The 18,754-nt window shown below is 42.0% G+C and carries 13 protein-coding genes and 1 pseudogene; 1 reads left to right on the top strand and 13 read right to left on the bottom strand.

Translation table 11 applies throughout. The features are described 5' to 3' along the window. Nucleotides 1-239: 239 nt before the first annotated feature. The 9 genes from crtB to CKY02_RS11480 form a co-directional block, all read right to left on the bottom strand. Entirely contained in the window at nucleotides 240-1,166 is a 927-nt protein-coding gene (crtB, locus tag CKY02_RS11520) for a 15-cis-phytoene synthase CrtB (RefSeq protein WP_112895395.1), read from the bottom strand. Then, complete coding sequence (locus CKY02_RS11515; RefSeq protein WP_112895394.1) at nucleotides 1,163-2,644, bottom strand: phytoene desaturase; 1,482 nt, start codon at nucleotides 2,642-2,644, stop codon at nucleotides 1,163-1,165. Before CKY02_RS11515 ends, crtB begins: the two co-directional genes overlap by 4 nt. Beyond that, nucleotides 2,637-3,812 carry a lycopene beta-cyclase CrtY gene (crtY, locus tag CKY02_RS11510; protein ID WP_112895393.1) on the bottom strand — a complete coding sequence of 392 codons (1,176 nt, stop codon included), beginning with the start codon at nucleotides 3,810-3,812 and terminating at the stop codon, nucleotides 2,637-2,639. Before crtY ends, CKY02_RS11515 begins: the two co-directional genes overlap by 8 nt. Nucleotides 3,813-3,925: 113 nt before the next feature. Further along, complete coding sequence (gene fni, locus CKY02_RS11505; protein WP_112895392.1) at nucleotides 3,926-4,957, bottom strand: type 2 isopentenyl-diphosphate Delta-isomerase; 1,032 nt, start codon at nucleotides 4,955-4,957, stop codon at nucleotides 3,926-3,928. 20 nt (nucleotides 4,958-4,977) lie between these two features. Then, complete coding sequence (locus CKY02_RS11500; RefSeq protein WP_112895391.1) at nucleotides 4,978-5,880, bottom strand: polyprenyl synthetase family protein; 903 nt, start codon at nucleotides 5,878-5,880, stop codon at nucleotides 4,978-4,980. 100 nt (nucleotides 5,881-5,980) lie between these two features. Further along, a complete protein-coding gene (locus CKY02_RS11495) occupies nucleotides 5,981-7,414 on the bottom strand; it encodes a carotenoid oxygenase family protein (protein ID WP_167405301.1) in 1,434 nt (477 codons plus the stop codon). Nucleotides 7,415-7,941: 527 nt separating this feature from the next. Next, nucleotides 7,942-8,271, bottom strand: coding sequence for a hypothetical protein (locus CKY02_RS11490; RefSeq protein WP_112895389.1), 330 nt, complete (start codon nucleotides 8,269-8,271; stop codon nucleotides 7,942-7,944). Nucleotides 8,272-9,181: 910 nt separating this feature from the next. Next, on the bottom strand, nucleotides 9,182-10,030 hold the full coding sequence (fghA, locus tag CKY02_RS11485; protein ID WP_112895388.1) for an S-formylglutathione hydrolase: 849 nt from the start codon (nucleotides 10,028-10,030) through the stop codon (nucleotides 9,182-9,184). A 120-nt stretch (nucleotides 10,031-10,150) separates the two neighbouring features. Next, entirely contained in the window at nucleotides 10,151-11,260 is a 1,110-nt protein-coding gene (locus tag CKY02_RS11480) for an S-(hydroxymethyl)glutathione dehydrogenase/class III alcohol dehydrogenase (protein ID WP_112895387.1), read from the bottom strand. Between the two features lie 353 nt (nucleotides 11,261-11,613). On the opposite strand from CKY02_RS11480, the pseudogene CKY02_RS11475 reads away from it, so the two are divergent. Continuing rightward, nucleotides 11,614-12,176 (top strand): annotated as a pseudogene (locus CKY02_RS11475) (helicase-related protein); the annotation flags it as partial. Nucleotides 12,177-12,437: 261 nt separating this feature from the next. On the opposite strand, the gene lhgO reads toward CKY02_RS11475, so the two are convergent. From lhgO to CKY02_RS11455, 4 genes are all read right to left on the bottom strand, one after another. Continuing rightward, a complete protein-coding gene (gene lhgO, locus CKY02_RS11470; protein ID WP_112895386.1) occupies nucleotides 12,438-13,628 on the bottom strand; it encodes an L-2-hydroxyglutarate oxidase in 1,191 nt (396 codons plus the stop codon). A gap of 268 nt (nucleotides 13,629-13,896) precedes the next feature. Next, the gene (locus CKY02_RS11465) at nucleotides 13,897-14,997 is read right to left on the bottom strand and encodes a DegT/DnrJ/EryC1/StrS family aminotransferase (RefSeq protein ID WP_112895385.1); all 1,101 of its coding nucleotides are present in this window, start codon (nucleotides 14,995-14,997) and stop codon (nucleotides 13,897-13,899) included. A gap of 11 nt (nucleotides 14,998-15,008) precedes the next feature. After that, complete coding sequence (locus CKY02_RS11460; protein ID WP_112895384.1) at nucleotides 15,009-16,223, bottom strand: MFS transporter; 1,215 nt, start codon at nucleotides 16,221-16,223, stop codon at nucleotides 15,009-15,011. Beyond that, nucleotides 16,207-18,474, bottom strand: a complete 2,268-nt coding sequence (locus tag CKY02_RS11455) for a glycoside hydrolase family 65 protein (RefSeq protein WP_205068467.1) — start codon at nucleotides 18,472-18,474, stop codon at nucleotides 16,207-16,209. The genes CKY02_RS11460 and CKY02_RS11455 overlap by 17 nt, the downstream gene beginning before the upstream one ends. Nucleotides 18,475-18,754: the final 280 nt, after the last annotated feature.

Below are 18,754 nucleotides of genomic sequence, written 5' to 3'. Positions count from 1 at the left end.
GGAAAAGGCTGGTTGCGGGGAAATAACCTACTTTGCGCCAGCCACTCTTGTTTTTCCTTCTGCAACAGGTTGACGTCTACGCTATCGACAAGAGTTCAGACATGGGAGACGGTTGCTTGCTGGACACTTACATTCAAAATGTGGAAGGCCCATTTTTAACCCATTATTGACATTCATAGTTAACATCTCTGTTTAGGTGACGAAATGCAGGGTGCTACACCACAAAGTGGAGTTAATTTTTAATGAGGTCGCTGCCACAATTTGGGATCGCGAGGCGTTGTTATCGCCACCCGAGATATAAGCGCCTTCATTGCGCCGGCCATTAATAAGGTAACCTTCTCTCCTCGATTAGTTCTTTGTCTGCATTCCCAGGCCCGTACTCCTGCTTGTTGCACTTTAATGCCGATTTCACGATAGATACCATGAGCAGAAGCGATGACCCAGGCTGAACGCAAAGGTAAACCAACAAGACCTGTCAGAGCAGAGGTATAATAAGACTCCGCTTCCACAATCAATCGGGATGCCACCCGAGCTAGCGCAGGATGGTTTTCGGTATAAATAAGTGTGTCCGGCATTAGCCCTTCTTGGTAAAGCCATTCTAGCGGAAGGTAGCAACGCCCGGTCTTCGCGTCCTCAATAATATCCCGAGCAATGTTAGTTAACTGAAAAGCAATTCCTAGATCGCAGGCCCGATCCAGCACACTCGCCTCGCGAACACCCATCACTTTTGCCATCATCAGCCCAACCACTCCCGCGACATGGTAACAATATCTCAGAGTATCATCTAACGTTCTGCAAGGGTCACCGCGTACATCCATCGCGAATCCCTCCAGATGTTCGAAGGCCTGTTGCTGAGGGATTTCATTACTCAGAGCAACTATCTGAAAGGCTGCAAAAGCAGGTTCGGTCATCGGCAAGCCGTCATAAGCCTGCCTCGTCAAGTATTGCAGCATTTGAAGTTTCTCGTGGGCGTCATACTTATCAACATTGCTTATTTGTCTCCCCAGCTCTTGCCCGTCTATTATATCATCACAATAACGGCACCAGGCGTACAGCATCATTGTGTTGTGCTGTGTTGCCGTATCGAAAAGTCGGGTGACACTGGCAAAACTTTTTGAGCCTTGCTCCATTATCTGAGTAACGTGTTTAAGTAGCGCGGGATTCATCTGGCTATATCCTCTAACATCAATGTGGCTGTGGTTTTTGCTGATCCAATTACGCCGGGAATACCCGCTCCAGGATGCGTTCCTGCGCCGACAAGGTACAGATTATCAATACGGCTGTCCCGATTGTGTGGTCGGAACCAGGCGCTTTGTGTCAGCAACGGTTCAAAGGAGAAGGCCGAACCTAGATGGGCATTTAGCTGGTCACGAAAATCAAATGGGGTAAAAATACGATGAACGACTAACTGCTTGAGCAGACCGGGCATATAGTACTTTTCCAGATACGCGAAAATACGGTCGCGTAAGCGTGGCCCCTCTATATCCCAGTTGAGATTAGCTGTCCCCAGATGTGGTACAGGGGCCAGAACGTAGTAACTTGCGCACCCCGGGGGCGCAAGGGATGGGTCAGTAACACAGGGGGCATGGAGATAGAGCGAAAAATCCTCCGCCAGTCGGTCATGATAAAAAATATCTTCGATGAGTTCCTTATAGCGTGGACCAAAGCAAACGGTATGATGGGCTAATTGGGCATGGTGGTGGTTCAGACCGAAATAAAGCACGAACAGTGAGTTGCTCATTCGTTTACGCACCAGTGTTCGGGCGCGGGCCATTCCGACCGGATGCTCACCCAACAGATGTTTATAGGTATGAATAACATCGGCATTTGAGGCCACAACGTCACATGTCATATTTCGTCCATCCGTCAATTGTACGCCTGTGACCCGATTACCATGAGTGGTGAGGCGTTTTACTTTTGCATTAAGCTCAATTTTTCCACCAATATCAGTAAACAATTTCACCATTGCTTCGACCAAGGCGCTGGTTCCTCCACGCGGAAACCAGACTCCCCATTCTCGTTCCAGTGCGTGGATCAAAGTATAGATAGAAGATACAGCAAAAGGGTTACCTCCTATCAGTAGCGAGTGAAATGAAAATGCCTGGCGCAGACTCTCATCCTTGATATAGTGTGCCACCTGGCGATAAACACTACGCCATGCGTGTAGACGTACCAACTGTGGAGCCGCACTCAGCATGTCGCGAAAAGAGAGGAAGGGCACTGTTCCAAGTTTCAGGTAGCCTTCATCAAAGGCCTTCCGAGAGTAGTCCAGAAAGTGTCGATACCCGTTAACATCACCTGGATTGAACGTATGGATTTGTTTTTCCAGATGTTGCTGATCATTGTCGTAATCAAATATCTTGCCTGATTCCCAACAGAGCCGATAAAAAGGGCGTACGGGAAGTAAATCGACGTAATCAGCCATACGTTTACCAGCCTGTGTGAACAATTCTTCAATGACATTGGGAGCGGTGATTACGGTGGGGCCAGCATCAAAGGTGAACCCCTGTTCCTTATAAACATAAGCGCGCCCACCTGGTTTATCCCGTTGTTCCAAAATACATGTCGGAATTCCCGCGGACTGGAGCCTTATTGCCAGCGCCAGCCCACCAAAACCAGCACCAATTACCAGCGCTTTAATCATGATAAAAACCCTGAAGCTTCTTGTGTTGTTTAAACATTGCCTTTAGGGCACCCTTTATCGGCACCGGCGGTTTACCTATGAGAATCCGGGCCTTATCGACGAAATTAAGTCGCTCTGCATAAAAACGTGCAATCAGATCTGGGGAAAGTTGATAAAAACGTTGCATCACTTTCCAACGTTGTTGTGGATCCCCAGCGAGGAAGAGCATGCGATTTAGAAGACGGAAAAAGCGCTGGTGTTGCCACTGCTGCCGTGCGTAATCCCTGAGGGTAATGAATAAGGAGGTATCGGTAAGCTCTGGCAGAGCAACAATACGATCTGCCAACCGAACAGCGTGTGGCAGAGAGTAGCCTGTTGTGGGGTGAAATAAAGCTGCACGTAACCCACTGGTGGGCTGGCCTGCTAGTTGTGCCCAGAAAGAGGTAAAATCCCCCGTAAGTGTAATCGGGAGACAACTGCTCTCTTCTCGAACTAGTTTACCCAGTTTCCAACCATGCCTCTTCGCGTATTCTGCGATAGTTGCCTGTGACAAGGTCTTATCCGGTAGTCCCCGATCAACGTAATGAGTATCCTCTATCAGCAGACGAGTTGAGGAAAACGGTAGGACATAGATAAATCGATAACCTGTATTCTGTCCCACACTGGTATCCATTAAAATCGGGCGGGTTAAAGAGTGCGATTCTTCCAGTTCCCATTCCTGACCAAAAAATGCCTGGGTACCACTCCCCAGAAATGGTCCTGGTCGCCAGCCTCTCCCATCAATGACTGCGCCTGCACTTAGAGCCGAACCGTCCTGTAAGTAAACCTTCTGTGGAGTTAGCTCCTTTACTAATAAACGAGTCTGTATACGCTCGCCCAAATATGCTTGGAGTATGTTTGCAAAGTGTTGGGACGTGACACTGAAATATGAATGTGGCAATGTGCGCTGAAATGCTGGAAAAATTACGTCGTAACCTGACCAGCGATAGGTGATCAGCGGTGCTATCCACCCATGTTCCGCCTCAGTAAGATCATGTTGATGAAATGACCACGTGTGATTGCCTCCTATTGTTTCTGTGTTTTCAATCATCAACACTCGGAGATGTGGTTTACACTGCTGGAGACGCATCGCGATCAGTCCGTTAGCCAATCCTCCCCCCACCAAAATCAGATCCCAGTCGTACATCATTTTGTTGATCCTCCGGCAATCACAAAGTTACTAACCTCATCAAGAGTCATATACATCACGGAAATTCGTGTTTGTTGAAAGAGATTAAAGATATGCAATCATAGCGGAAAAGCTCATGTTGGTAGCAGAACAGCTGTACGCAGAGCAGCAATATCAGTGCTTCCTGTGCAAAAGCAGGCGACTTTTATCTGCTCAATAATTAATTGGAAATGTTCTATAACTGCATCTGTGGAGAGGGCTGCACTATGTATGACGGCAGCGGCTTGGCCGACCAATTGTGCCCCCATGCAATAAGCTTTGGCAGCATCAACACCATTTCTGATACCACCAGAGGCGATCAATGGCATATTTGGAAGTGCCTCGCGTATTTCACGCAGTGCCGTCGTGGTTGGGGTCCCCCAGTCAGCAAATGCCATAGCCAATGCGCGGTGATACGGTGTGGATGCTCGTTCTGCTTCAATCGCTGCCCAACTGGTTCCTCCAGCTCCGGCTATATCCAGCATACTGACTCCAGCTTCTGCCAATTGGTGTGCGACAGGCAGCGATAAACCTGAACCTACTTCTTTAACAATTATGGGAACCCCAAGTTTTGTTACGAGTTGTTCAATAGCATATAGAATATGGCACCAGTTACGATCTCCCCCCTGTTGCAGCGCCTCCTGTAGCGGATTCAGATGGATAATTAGAGCATCGGCTTCAATCATCTGTACTGCTCGCAGAGCATAATTAAACCCGTGTTCGCCACGAATTTGGGCTGCCCCTAAATTAGCGAAAAGGAGAATATCAGGAGCTATCTGACGTAGTGAGCGGCTAAGCCCATCGTTTGCTTCATTTTCAAGAGCAACACGTTGCGACCCGACCCCCATTGCAATTCCTAATATTTGAGCTGCCTCTGCAAGATGGTGATTAATCGCATGAGCACGATGAACCCCTCCAGTCATTGAGCTTATGAGCAATGGTGCCTGCAAAATTTTTCCAAAGAGGGAACACTTAAGATCTATTCTGTCCAGATCCAATTCTGGCAGAGCACAATGCTGAAATCGCCACTCAGCAAACCCTGTTTTTACCTGGGTCTCAGTTTGAGGAGAATGGAATATAATATCCAGATGCTCATTTTTACGTTGAGTGTGATCGATCTTTTTCATTTTTTTGGCCAAGGTTGAAATTAATTAAACATCGCAATATTTTTATCAAACCAATATCGTATAAAATATCGTGAGGCTAAATTTCTGCGACACGCTACCGCCAAATATTTATCAATGTATCTGATGTGCCTGCGTAAATGCTCATGCACTTTAGATTTTCCGAGCAGTGTAACCATTGTTAACTTTCCCTTATCCTGAGACATATCTTTCCCTGTATTATTTAGATCATCGCTCAAGTCATCCAGTAATTGAAATGCCTGCCCCAAATGTTGTGATACATGACGTAATGCCTGACGAGTTATATCAGGTGCATTCACAGCAATTGCCGCTAACTGAAATGTTGCGTCGAAAAGCAAACCGGTTTTTAAATCGTTGGTGGCCGCAATGGTGTGATAATTACCAGTACATAATGTATTGTTCAGATCGCGAAACTGCCCCTGGACAAGACCGTTTAAACCAACTGCATGAGAAAGTATGGCGACAGCAGCAGATTTATCGTATTCAGAAAGATTTGTTTCTACAATGAGGCCAAAAGCCCGGCTCAGCAAGGCTACAGCCGCTAGGATCGCTACACTTTCACCATACTGCCGATGAATAGCCGGGCGTCCGCGCCGATACTCCGCATTATCCATACAGGGAAGATCGTCTAAAATTAATGAGGCTGCATGTACTATTTCAATTGCAGATGCCAGCTGTAGAAAGTCGGTCTTCCAGGGGTTTTCTCCAAGATCCAGGACTATGAGCAACAATAAGAGGGGGCGGATACGTTTTCCAGACACTAGTGTACTTTCTCGCATGGCTGCGCAGACTTTGTCATCCGGGGCTCCTGAAGGAAGTACCAGTTCTAGGTGCTGTTGTAGTGCACTCTGTAACTCCAGTAATGTCTCTTCGTAATTCATAACTCGTGCAGTACTAACGTTCATAAATATTTCCCGAATCACGTAAATAATTTCACTAAGCTATTTGAAAAACAATGATAAGTTTATATTACTACTACAGGCTTTAGGCTTTAGGCTTTAGGCTTTAGTCTTCCAGCATAACTTCATTTATCCAGCAGTGATGCATTCCCATTGGAATATGGTGCGGCAAACGCAATCTGCACACCATTGAGAGATCATCAGCATTTAAAACCACGACATCTGTACAGTGCAATTTTTCGACATAAACCTTAAAAATAAGCCAACCATCATCTTCTTTAACAGAACCCTTTTTGGCTACAAAAACAGGTTCTTCAGGCAAATCATTATCAAAACTGTGGCTTATTACACTCTTGTCAAAAAAATCAAATTTAATTATTGATTTCTCTTCACTTTCAGAATCCCCCCAGCAAACGAACCAGGCATATCTGTGCTTTCTACCACAGACTGTAGGGTTTATGGCTGGGAAATCAGTATTCCCCCTGAATAAAATTTCTTTATCGACATTCCCGGATGCAGTGCATAAAGTAAAACGACAAAGTTCTGAACTATTATTTTTAAATATATTCTGTGTAAATACTGGGAATGATCGCCAAAATGAGGCATCAAAAATCACATTCCCATCGGCATCTTCATAGCCATTTGTGAAATGAAAAATAAATCCAGGAGCTGCATCATAGAATTTCGCATCATGGCATTCTCTTGAAACTAAAAGAACCCTGCCATCTTCATTTTCACGTGAATTCATAGATGCAAGTATGCTTTCATTGCCAATTATGTTCCTCAACTTAAGATTTATATGCGGCCCACCTAAAAAAAATAAAAAGTAATTTTTTGTCACTATGAAGTCGTGAATTAAGTACCTTTTCTTAAGCGGAATGTTGCATATAACAGTCATGTCACCGGTATTGTCTATTTTGTATAGCGTCAACTTAGATCCAATACTATATGTCACACCAAATCCATATAAATTATCATCATCTGGTATTTTTTTAGGATGTGCTGTAAATGGTACTTCACGAAGGTTAAGTTTGGGGAGGAAAGAGAATCGTGCTCTTAGCTTTCCAGAAAAATCATATTTTGAAATTGTCTCAAGAGTTACCGGATTAATTAAATGTGGCATCCCTCCTTCCCACAACGCCAGAAGTTTATGAGAATGATACACAATATTTGTATTTGCCGGATTTTTAATAATAAAAAATCTCATCCTGAGTTTTAGTTTTTTGGGGACGGTTCCAACTGAGCGATACAGTAATCTTTGAGCTTCTTCTTCTCTTAAGTATTCCTTTGTTAACACATGTCTGTTTCTATAGAATACCCCATTATCACTGAACGTTACTTTAAATATCATCCCATCCCCATCAAATGGATGATTATAATATTCGTCTCCCCTGTGCAGGCGACCGGGACCAATTCTAAAGAAAGTACCTTTTAACTTTGAAGGAACCTCTCCTTCAATAGGAACTAATTTTGAATCAAGTTCCTCTAACTGGGATTGAAAGGGATTTAGATGGTTTTTCGAGAATACAAAATCGCTCAAGCCTTCACCTCTATATTTCCAACTGAATAATAGGTAATGATTTAATACAGGAGCTCTATAAGAAGATATAACTATACTAAAATAACAGTACTTTATTGAAGATGAACAGAATTATTTTTTTCCAAAGGGGTTTTTGTAACTGAAATCACGAAGAAGAATTTTTCTATAACTATAAACAGTAACACACCTTTGATGTGATGGAGTAAATAAGTTTTCATAATTATGCTCCACTTCCAACCAGCCCTTGTGTACCAAGACATACAGCCTTTTCATCCAAGTGGTCCGTAGAATCAATGAGATAGGCTACAGAACCAATATTGTTCAAAAAGAAAACAAAAGGCATAGGTGTATCGGTATTATGGAAAGCTATTTACATGTAGAAGGGTGACTGAAGCATTAGGAGCAACGCCAGATAAATGTGTATTCAGGCTTGGAACGTGAGAGAGTGCAAGCATGAACTGTCCCCCAAATGTTGGACTTCAATCCGTACATAGGGGGACAATTTAAATATGGTGGGTTTGTATGTATTACGAGATATCAATCAAACCAAGATCATTGCTTAATGTCGTACCACTGATATTGTAGCTGGCAAGTACTTGACTTCCTTTTTTGTATAAAAAAGCTTTACGGGCTTCATTATCATTTCCCCATACTACAAACACATGCATAAAAACTATTGAGCCATCAGGAACGCCAAGATCGCCAGGGTCAACAGTATCTGTTAATCCAAGAGTAATATCATTACCTTGCTGACTTAAATGCTTTTCACCGTCGCCATCCATATAACTAAATTGGATTCTAGCAACAAATCCGCCTGAATTTTTAAGACTCATCTTGCCAATTTCTTGCAATGTCATCACAGTCTCCTTTTGAGAAAAAACTAATAACATTTAGTTATTCAACTATATAAGTCATCTAAGGTGTGTTAAATAAAAAATAAATCTTAACGAGTGGAATAAATAACACATTAAAACCACTAGGACAAATAATTGTTATGTGTGTTTTATAAAAAACAAAAATTATTTTAACAATTACCAAAATAAGTAATTTTCTTTCATTAGATATGTAATATGGTTCCTATTTTTTCTTTATAACACAATAAAATGAGATATTTATTTTTATACAAAATGACTTTATTGTTTTGATTAGTAATGATTTCAATTTATAATGTTTTTTTATAATAGTAATTGCAACATCATGACGCTGTTAATAAATGATTTCGTATTTATTTAATGAGTCATTAGATATTTTTCCATCTTGATTTTTTCTCAGTCGATTATTTTATTAGTTTATGACAATAATTTATCTCTTAATGCTTAATTAAAATCTGTATATTTTTATAAATAAGTGAAAATGACTTTATCTAATACTATAAGATAATTTTTTGATTTAAAAATAATTCATTAGGTGTTTAGTATCCTAATGTTTGATGTAGGCGATTATTCAGTTTATTCATAAAGAATCTTATTTTCCATTTTGTCGCCGATGAAAAGTCTGTTTCCTAATATCTTCTGCCCTTTTAAGTTGTTCAAGTAACTCTTCATAAAGTTGTTGCAGGGGGTTGATGGGATGCCGCTGGAGAACTCACTTCAAATCAGCGGCCTACTCTACAGGATTGACCCAAAGTAAATAGGGTAAAAAATTTCTTTAATACCTTATTAACGTAGGTTTTTTTGTCTGAATTTGTATCAAATCGACTAAATGACCACCCGTGTATTGGTTTAGTCATCCTTTTATCATAAAAATATTAATGGATTCGTATGTAATTTATTGATTATCAATACAAATTTCCTTCAATACATTGGCATAATATGCGATATGTTCACCGATAAAACTGGCGACAAAATAGTAACTATGATCATAACCAGTGCGTAGGTTCAGTGTGTAGGGATGCCCAGTGTCTTCGCATACATCTTTTAGCAGTTCAGGACGTAGTTGCTCTTCAAGAAACGGATCATCGGTACCAATGTCAATTAACATATGCAATGGCTCGGCGTTATTAGCCAACAGCTCGACTGTATCATAGGCTTTCCATATGTCACGATCTTCACCCAAATAAGCGCGAAAAGCTTTTTCTCCCCAAGGAACTTGAGAAGGAGCAACAATCGGTGAAAAGGCCGATACGCTGTGGTAACGATCTGGATTGCGTAGTGCGATTATCAGTGCGCCGTGGCCTCCCATCGAATGACCACTGATGGCCCGAGCGGCTGTTACCGGAAAGTGTGCTTCGATCAGTATTGGTAGCTCTGACACCACATAATCATACATGCGATAGTGCGGTGCCCAAGGTTCTTGTGTTGCGTTGAGGTAAAAACCGGCTCCCTGACCTAAATCATAAGCGTCATCATCTGCAACTTTCTCACCACGAGGGCTGGTATCTGGGGCGACAAGGATAATACCCTGTTCGGCAGCGTAGCGTTGAGCTCCCGCTTTAGTGATGAAATTCTGCTCATTACATGTTAGGCCCGAGAGCCAATACAGCACTGGTAATTTCTGATGTTCAGCCTGAGGAGGAAGGTAGACTGCAAAATTCATGGTGCAGCCAAGTACGGCCGATTCATGCTGATAAACATCTTGCCATCCCCCAAAACAAGCGTGGCGTTCAATTCTCTCCATTCTTTTTCCTCTCCGTAAAACATACAAGTTCACTCATTTCACGGTGAACCTGGGGCTATCGTTTCCTGTTTTATTAAAAACCGCCTATTACAGCACGGTTTTTAACTCCCTCAGAACAGCTTAGTAATGGATGACTGTGCGAATCGATTTGCCCTCATGCATTAGATCGAATGCTTCATTAATGTGTTCGAGCGGCAAGGTGTGAGTCACAAAAGGCTTTAATTCAATTTCACCTTTCATTGCCTCTTCCACCATTTTAGGCAACTGACTGCGGCCTTTAACACCGCCAAAGGCGGTGCCTCGCCACGAACGACCGGTGACCAGTTGGAATGGTCGGGTTGATATTTCCTGTCCCGCACCGGCTACACCAATGATCACTGATTGCCCCCAGCCACGGTGTGCGCTTTCGAGCGCGGCACGCATCACATTGACATTACCAATACACTCAAAGGTATGATCCACTCCCCATTCAGTCATCTCGATAATGACTTGCTGAATAGGTTTGTCATAATCATTTGGGTTCAGGCAGTCGGTTGCACCGAACTGTCTTGCCAGCGCAAATTTTGCCGGATTTGTATCGATGGCAATGATCCTGCCAGCTTTTGCCTGACGAGCGCCTTGGATTGCGGCAAGGCCAATGCCGCCGAGCCCAAAGACGGCAACGGAATCACCGGACTGTACTTTAGCGGTATTATGCACTGCACCGATGCCGGTAGTGACACCACAGCCCAGCAGGCACACTTCTTCATGATTTGCTTCCGGGTTGATTTTTGCCAGTGATACTTCGGCCACGACTGTGTATTCGCTGAATGTGGAGCATCCCATATAATGATAAATAGGCTGCCCTTTATAGGAAAAACGGGTTGTGCCATCCGGCATTACGCCTTTCCCTTGAGTTGCCCGTACAGCCACACACAGGTTGGTTTTTCCTGATTTGCAGAACAGGCACTCTCCGCATTCTGCGGTATAAAGAGGGATAACGTGGTCACCGGGTTTGACGCTAGTGACGCCTTCACCAACCTCAACGACTACGCCGGCGCCTTCATGCCCGAGTATGACAGGAAAAACGCCCTCTGGATCATCTCCTGACAGGGTGAAGGCATCCGTATGACACACACCGGTATGACTGATTTTGACCAGCACTTCACCGGCTTGGGGCGGGGCTACATCGATTTCAACGACTTCAAGGGGACGGCCCGGTCCGAATGCAACAGCAGCTCTTGATTTCATAAGCTCTCCTTCTGAATAGACAGTGCTACGCGTTTGCGAATACAGATTAATAAAGTCAATCGGCTTGTCAGCGAAGATATCTTTGTAATAGTTTATTAAGAATATGATTTCGCATCTGTAGAAATGGTACAAAAATTTTAACATTAATACGTATTTTTAAAATAGCGTACTAGAGATAATTGGAAAACTATGATTTGTCATGGTTACAGATATCCTTTCAGGAAAAGTCGGGCTGCGGAGAAATAACCTAACTTTGCACCAGCCATTGCGAGTTCCATAATATCCAATATAGTTCTACTGGCTGGTAAAGTATCGGTTAGACAATGAGATTATTGGGAGTTTTAACTAAATAACGTGAACGTGTTCATGAACTTGTGGATGAATTGCATCAAGCCGGCATTGAAGCCCGATACCTTGAAGGGGAAATGGTACAGGCTAAAAGGACGGAAGCAGTTAAGCACCTGAATGATGGCAGTATCACTGTTCTGGTTGCAACAGATATTGCTACCCGTGGATTGGATATTGATGATATCAGCCATATTTTCAATTTTGATTTACCGCGCACCGCCGATATTTATCTACACCGTATTGGCCGGACAGCTCGTGCAGGTAAAGGTACTGCAATTACCTTAGTGGAAGCGCATGATCATCCTTTATTAGGCAAAATCAGTCGCTATCTGAATGAACCACTCACGTCGCGGATTGTTGATGAACTTCGCCCAACAACCAAAGCACAAGTGACAAAGCCCACAATAAGCCATCGAAAAAAGTATTGGCTAAACGCAAAGAGAAAAAGAAAGCGGAAGAATCGAAGAAAAAAGCTAAAATACGTCATCGAGATAGCAAAAATATCGGTAAACGCCGTAAACCTTCCGGTAATTCAAAACCAGAAGCGCCAACCAATAGCAATGCGTAAATCTTTAAACGGGCCGATTAGCCCGTTAATTATAATATGCAGTTTCGCATAGTAAGATTATTCTGTGAGTAAATAGACTCCGAGCAAATGTTTTTTTAAATCCGACATTCCGCACCCAATTCAGGAATGTCGGGTGATACTTTTCAAAATCTACCAACTTTATGTTTTGATTATCGCCCTGTTAAAGTGATAATCAAAATATAAGGTAAAAAAACAGACGGCTGGGAGTGATTGATGATTACTTTTACCGTTCTACTATATTCAAAAAGTTGGAAAATATCTTCTTACAATCTCTCGTCCAATTTCTATTGATGCCGTTGCAGCTGGTGAAGGTGCATTGCAAACATGTAATGAACGATGACCAACTACAAAATGAAAATCATCTACCAATTTTCCATCAATTGTCAATGCTTGGGCACGAACTCCAGCTGCCCCCAAAGAGATGTCCTCTGATTGCAAATCAGGAATAAGCTGACGGGCATTTTCGGTAAAAAGTTGGAGTGAAAACGAACGTCGAATTTCTGCTATACCTTCACTGAAATAACGTGTAGCAATCTTCCAAAAACCTTTATAAGTGACTATCTCCATCATGTCTTGCAGACAAAAATCAGTTTTGCAATATCCCTCTCGTTTAAAAGCTAATACCGCGTTCGGACCAACATCCCGTTTGCCATTGAACATTCGTGTGAAATGCACACCAAGGAATGGAAAATCAGGATTAGGAACAGGATATATCAGATGATTGACCAAATAATTTTTACTACTATCCAGAACGTAATACTCACCACGGAATGGTACAATTTTCATTCTTGTTTCATACCCCGCTAACTTAGCAATTCTATCGCTATACAATCCAGCACAGTTCACAATCTGTTTGGCCTTATAACTCGCATGTAAGGTTTGTATTTCAACGTAGTCGGTATATTCATGAATTGAACACACCTGCTGTTGATAATAAATATTCCCATCTCTGTTTTGAATAATCTCAGCTAGTTTTTCCGCAATTTCTGGGTAATTCACAATTCCTACATCCGGAACCAGAATAGCTTCCAACCCATTGACATAAGGCTCGCGCTTTTTTAAATCAGATCGTGATAATCGATTAATTTCAATCCCGTTTTGTAATCCCCTCTGATAGATATTATCCAGCAAAGGAAGCTCTTTTTGATGTGTTGCCACTATTACTTTACCGCAGCGGTCATAATATAACCCGTACTCTTGACAAAAGTGATATATAGTTTGGTTTCCTTTTTTTGCTAAACGTGCTTTTAAACTTCCGGGAGAGTAATAAATACCGGAGTGGACAACATTGCTATTATGTCCACTTTGATGGGCAGCTACTCTATTTTCTTTATCTAATATTAATAAATGTAATCGTGGATTATGTTCTTGCAAAGCATTTGCAACACCAAGACCAACCAATCCCGCTCCAATAATAATAACGTCGTACATTTTTAATTTTTCCTTATTTATTTCTAAATAATATATGGACACCGACAAAAATTAAAGTTGGTATCCATATATGTTATTTAAAATGATTCATATCAAGATTAAATAAATATTTAAGTATACATAACCTTTCATTTTTAAAGATATTAAACTCCATCAAACACTATTTAAATACACGAAAAAGGCACACGGTAATAATAAGAGGATAAAAGATACACACCTCATGGAGTTTTCTGTTTATTATAATTTTATGTAAATTCGTGCGACTCTATTAAACCTTAATTAAATCGAATTGCTTTATCAACATTACTATCTTCTCAATATCGTTGTCAGAAAGATGGTGATGACAGGGAATAGTGAGAATTTCTTGCGCTAAACGTTCAGTAGTGGGAAGAGCTATTTGAGGCTGGCTACGCAGCCATGCTTGTTGTCGATGAATCGGTATTGGATAATGGATAGCGGCTTCAATACCATGTTTAGCTAGGTGCTGCTGCAATTTGTCTCGGTTTTTTGATTTTACCACATAATGATAATAAGCGTTTCCCGGTTTTCCTGCCCCTAAATCTGTTCCAGTTCTTGTATTGAACAATTCTTTGTCATAAAAAGCTGAAATTTCCTTGCGACGTTGTAACCACTGGTTTAAATACTGAGTTTTGATATTTAATGCAGCTGCTTGTAAAGTATCAAGGCGTGAATTTATACCAAATAAAATAGATTCATTACGTGTCTGCAATCCATGATTGCGAGCAAATTTTGCATACTCAGCTATTTTCGAGTTAGTAGTGATGAGAATCCCACCATCACCAAAACCTCCGAGCGTTTTCAGTGGATGTAGCGAAAAAGCCGCAGCATCGCCTAATGTACCGACTTGCTGGTCATTGATAGTAGTTCCAATGGCTTGAGCACAATCTTCGATAACATATACTCCCCTCATATGGCACAGCGTGACAATCGGAGCAATATCTACGGGGCGTCCGCGCAAATAAACGGGTATAACAGCCTTTGTTCGTTCAGTAATCAGAGGAACAATGGTGTCAACATTAATGAGTTCATCCTCTCCAATATCAGCTAGGATTGGTTTAGCGCCAACAGCAACTATTGCCCCAACTGTTGCTATAAACGTATTAGCACAAGTAATAACTTCATCACCCGAACCTATACCTAAAGCTTGCAATGCAAGTAGCAAAGCATCTGTACCAGAATTGAGTGCGATGGCATGTGCTCCTCCACAACATTGTGACATCCATTTTTCTAATCTTGAAACCTCTTCACCAAGCACAAAATCACCGGTTGTCAAAACATTTTGCCATTGCTTGAAAATTAGTTCGGACAAATCGATAGCCTGCTCTTGAATATTGTTACATTTAATCATGCTATTGCCTTTTAAATTTTTCGAGTGATAGCAGAAAGTGCGATGGCAGTGATTCCAATAGCACTGACGATTGCAGTCAATGTTAGTGTTTCAGAATATCCCACTGTTGCACCGATAATTCCTGCTCCAAGATAAATGAATGGGTGTGCACCACTGGTAACAAAAGTATCTACCGCTACAACTTTTCCAAGGTCTTTTTCCGGAGAGAGGGTTTGCATAGCAGTGGTCCAACCAGTGAGCCAGGATGTTTCAACAATCCCAACAAACATTGCCCCCAGAATGACCATCCAAGAGAAGCCCCCCATACCCAATAAAAGCATTGCGCTACAGAGAAATAAACCACAGATCACGGCAAGTCTTATTAGACGTTGGTGACCAGCAGTAAGTACTGTGATAACAGATCCAATACATGCACCAGCTCCCGAAGCTGCCAGACAAAACCCCCACATTGTATCACTGAATCGATCACTGATTGCGTATGGAGCAATGACTAAGAAAATAGGGAAACACAACACATTCAGGATCAATGTCGCGATAAATCCGAGTAACAATACAGAGTTACCAGTAATGACTGTGATACCGTTCAATACCTCACGTATAGAGAATTTATCATCGGAACCACGAATCCCTATATCGGGTATCAGGGCAGTAAAAAGAGCTGCTGCGAAAAACGTAATGCCATCAACCAGTATTCCCCATGCTGGTTCCCACAATATGATCATAACTCCTACTGTGGCAGGAAAAACTACTGCCACAAAGTTATCTACAAAATTCATGGCTCCATTTCCTGCCACTAAGGCTTGCTTGGGTAGCAAGTTTACAAGCAGAACTTGAGCACATGGGCGAGAGACACCAATGCCAATACCAAATATTAAATAGGCAAGTACTAATCCCCACCACGGGGCGTTTAACACAAGTAACATAGTTGCAGCAACTTGCGCCAACCCCCTGGCAGTATCTGTCGCAATGAGAATGTGTTTTGGTGACTTTCTGTCTGCTAGCAGACCTCCAGCGACAGCCCCAATGACTGTCCCTAATCCCACCGCAGCCATGACGACACCAAAAACCTCCCCACTAAGTTTGGCATGAATCAACGCAACAGGAAGGGCAGCTAAACAGACTGCATCACCAATCATTGACAAGCCTTGACCAATAAGCAATTTCCGGAATGATGAGGAACGTAATGCCTCGGCATAAGGCGATGCTCGTTCAGCGAATGAAGTCATTTGTTTCTCCGCAAATATAGATACGTCCATCTGGACAACATTCGGTAGTGAGTTTCTTCCCTCCACAGTAGATGTCAATGATACCATCTGCAAGTACACTGACCATAAGTCGTTGCCCACAAAAATAAAGCATGAACCGATAGGAATCCCAGTCGGATGGTAACCGGGGGCGAAAATAAAGTCTTTTCTCTGCGACACGTAGCCCGGCTAAGCCTTCAACAAGCCCTTGCCATGCACCCGCGTAAGCTGAAAGATGTAATCCATTGTTGTAATTTAATATAGGGGTGAAATCCAGATTATATCGACTTGCGCGTGATATAAAATCGGCACAAACATCTATCTTACCTATATCTGCAGCAAGCACGGCATGAGGGCCATAACTGAGTGATGATTCATGAACAGTACGGGGCTCATAGAAGTTGAATGCTACTCGCTTGACTTCATCAGAGAAATCATCGGGGAACAAAGACATAAGCAGAACAACATCAGCCTGTTTTATGATTTTGGATGTGAAATTTTGCAGCTTTTCGGCAGAATACCGTTCATGTTCATCTATGAACTGCGGCCCATGTTTTTTTTCGTTTCTTAACTCAGTATCTTGAAGAATTGCATACCCATCGAATTCCTCCGGAATGGAAACGCCATCAATAACCATCCAAGGAAGATAGACATTTTCACTAATTGTTTTCCAATTCTTGATCTCGTTTGCAGAAATCTCGGGGAAGCATTTATAGCTAATTAGCGAAAGTGCAAATTTTATGCACCATCTGAGAAGATAGTTTGTAAAAAAACTATTGTCGACATGATAATGATATTCATCAGGTCCCATTACAGAGTTAATAACATATGCCTGTTTTTTATCGGACCACTTAAATACAGATGCTGCAAATCTTGCACATTCTGCAACTATTTTATAACCACGAGTGTTCATATAAGCATCATCGTAGGTTACAGACCAGTATCTGTATAGGGAGTAGCAGACATCTGCAGAAATGTGTAATACTTCATCGACACTCCACTCACGCACGATATCAGCATCAGGATAGGAAAGGACATAGTGAGGTCCGTTTTCAGCACCATGATCATTAGAAGCCTCTGGAAAACGCGCCCCAAAAAATCCTGTGGACTTTGCAAATTCAATCGCTTTTTCCATACTATGGTATCGGTAGTCAATGAATGCTTTTGCTACACGTGGGTCATTCCAAGCCCAAAATATACATTTATGAAGTTCAGTATCAAAAAAAGTCGCTCCTGAATGATAAGGGCTGGTCAACCCCCGAGCTGGTGAAATAAAACCTGACTCATGGTTATATGCACCAATACCATGCTGTAAAAGTTGGAAAAGTGCATATTTAATACCGAGTTCAATGGGTTTATCGGACGCATTGATTGTCACATCATGCTCTTCCCATAATTTATTCCACCTTGCTCGATGCTCATTCTGGGAGGAGATGAAGTTAAATGGCACCGGGGATATCTCAAGTCCTACCCTGCAATCCCCTGAACGTACCTTCCAATGTATAAATAGAGGATGATGTTCATTCTGGGAAAAGTCGAAGGTTACGGATGTTGCACAACTCTGTCCCAGATATGACCATGTGCTTGCGTATCTGACAAAGAATAATTGAACATCATAGTGCAATTTTTGTTCTTTGGTTGTAACTATCGCGCTAAAACCATCTTTATTGGAATAACATTGATTAATATCATAATGACGAGCGACTAGCCAAGGAGCCGTGCCGAGGTATTCGTTACCTGCAGAAATATCAAGCCCGTAATCCAACCGTAATCTCCGTGGACCAATTTCAGTATTTAATTGACGTAATTCAATAACAGTTGAGACTTCAAGCTTATTAGGAACATCAATAAACTGCCTTATGATTAACTCGAATTCTCCTCCTCTTACGCACAAATATTCAGTGCTGGTAACAAATGCTGTATCGAGAGATAAAATAATTTTCGCGGCTCGGCCATTTTTGTGAATTGCTGGTTCACCAGTTTCGACATCATAAAGCCGGAGAATTTTTGGTGCGGGCAGTGATACTATTTCACGTGAAACCCCAACACCTGATGTATATACCTTATCCATAAGTAGCTGAACCCGCTGAGCTCGTTCAGATGCTTTTGGTACGTGTGGTCGCAGTCCCATAAAACTATTAGCTAATGTTGTCACACATGAAATAAATGCTGACGAATCAGAACCGACTTCAGATATATTTTCTTCTTTTCTTCCATAAGTGATGGTCAGCATCAAAGACTCCTTGATACATTGAAAGACCAATCTGTGTATTTCATATTCAGCATATTATGGTAGCAAGGATCTGTAAGAACATTTGTACTGTTAATAAACCAACCCGATTGCCATTTCTCACATATTTCCAAAACAGCATCCCGAATTGTATAACCGTCATTCCGCACCGTATTTCTGATTTAAAAATAGTGTGATCTTACACAGGTTTTTTGTATTGATGATATCAGTGGGGTTGACGGTAATCGCCAATTTTGATCTATTACTTTTATTTACCGGAAAG

It is taken from the genome of Photorhabdus bodei (genome assembly GCF_003287735.1).
GTDB lineage: Bacteria > Pseudomonadota > Gammaproteobacteria > Enterobacterales > Enterobacteriaceae > Photorhabdus > Photorhabdus kayaii.
Note: the sequence above shows the minus strand (reverse complement) of the source record. Positions and strands in the feature narration are given on the sequence as shown.

Coding starts and splice junctions, on each gene's coding strand:
- crtB (WP_112895395.1), bottom strand. CDS start 1,166: ATGAATCCCGCGCTACTTAAACACGTTACTCAGATAATGGAGCAAGGC.
- CKY02_RS11515 (WP_112895394.1), bottom strand. CDS start 2,644: ATGATTAAAGCGCTGGTAATTGGTGCTGGTTTTGGTGGGCTGGCGCTG.
- crtY (WP_112895393.1), bottom strand. CDS start 3,812: ATGATGTACGACTGGGATCTGATTTTGGTGGGGGGAGGATTGGCTAAC.
- fni (WP_112895392.1), bottom strand. CDS start 4,957: ATGAAAAAGATCGATCACACTCAACGTAAAAATGAGCATCTGGATATT.
- CKY02_RS11500 (WP_112895391.1), bottom strand. CDS start 5,880: ATGAACGTTAGTACTGCACGAGTTATGAATTACGAAGAGACATTACTG.
- CKY02_RS11490 (WP_112895389.1), bottom strand. CDS start 8,271: ATGACATTGCAAGAAATTGGCAAGATGAGTCTTAAAAATTCAGGCGGA.
- fghA (WP_112895388.1), bottom strand. CDS start 10,030: ATGGAGAGAATTGAACGCCACGCTTGTTTTGGGGGATGGCAAGATGTT.
- CKY02_RS11480 (WP_112895387.1), bottom strand. CDS start 11,260: ATGAAATCAAGAGCTGCTGTTGCATTCGGACCGGGCCGTCCCCTTGAA.
- lhgO (WP_112895386.1), bottom strand. CDS start 13,628: ATGTACGACGTTATTATTATTGGAGCGGGATTGGTTGGTCTTGGTGTT.
- CKY02_RS11465 (WP_112895385.1), bottom strand. CDS start 14,997: ATGATTAAATGTAACAATATTCAAGAGCAGGCTATCGATTTGTCCGAA.
- CKY02_RS11460 (WP_112895384.1), bottom strand. CDS start 16,223: ATGACTTCATTCGCTGAACGAGCATCGCCTTATGCCGAGGCATTACGT.
- CKY02_RS11455 (WP_205068467.1), bottom strand. CDS start 18,474: ATGCTGACCATCACTTATGGAAGAAAAGAAGAAAATATATCTGAAGTC.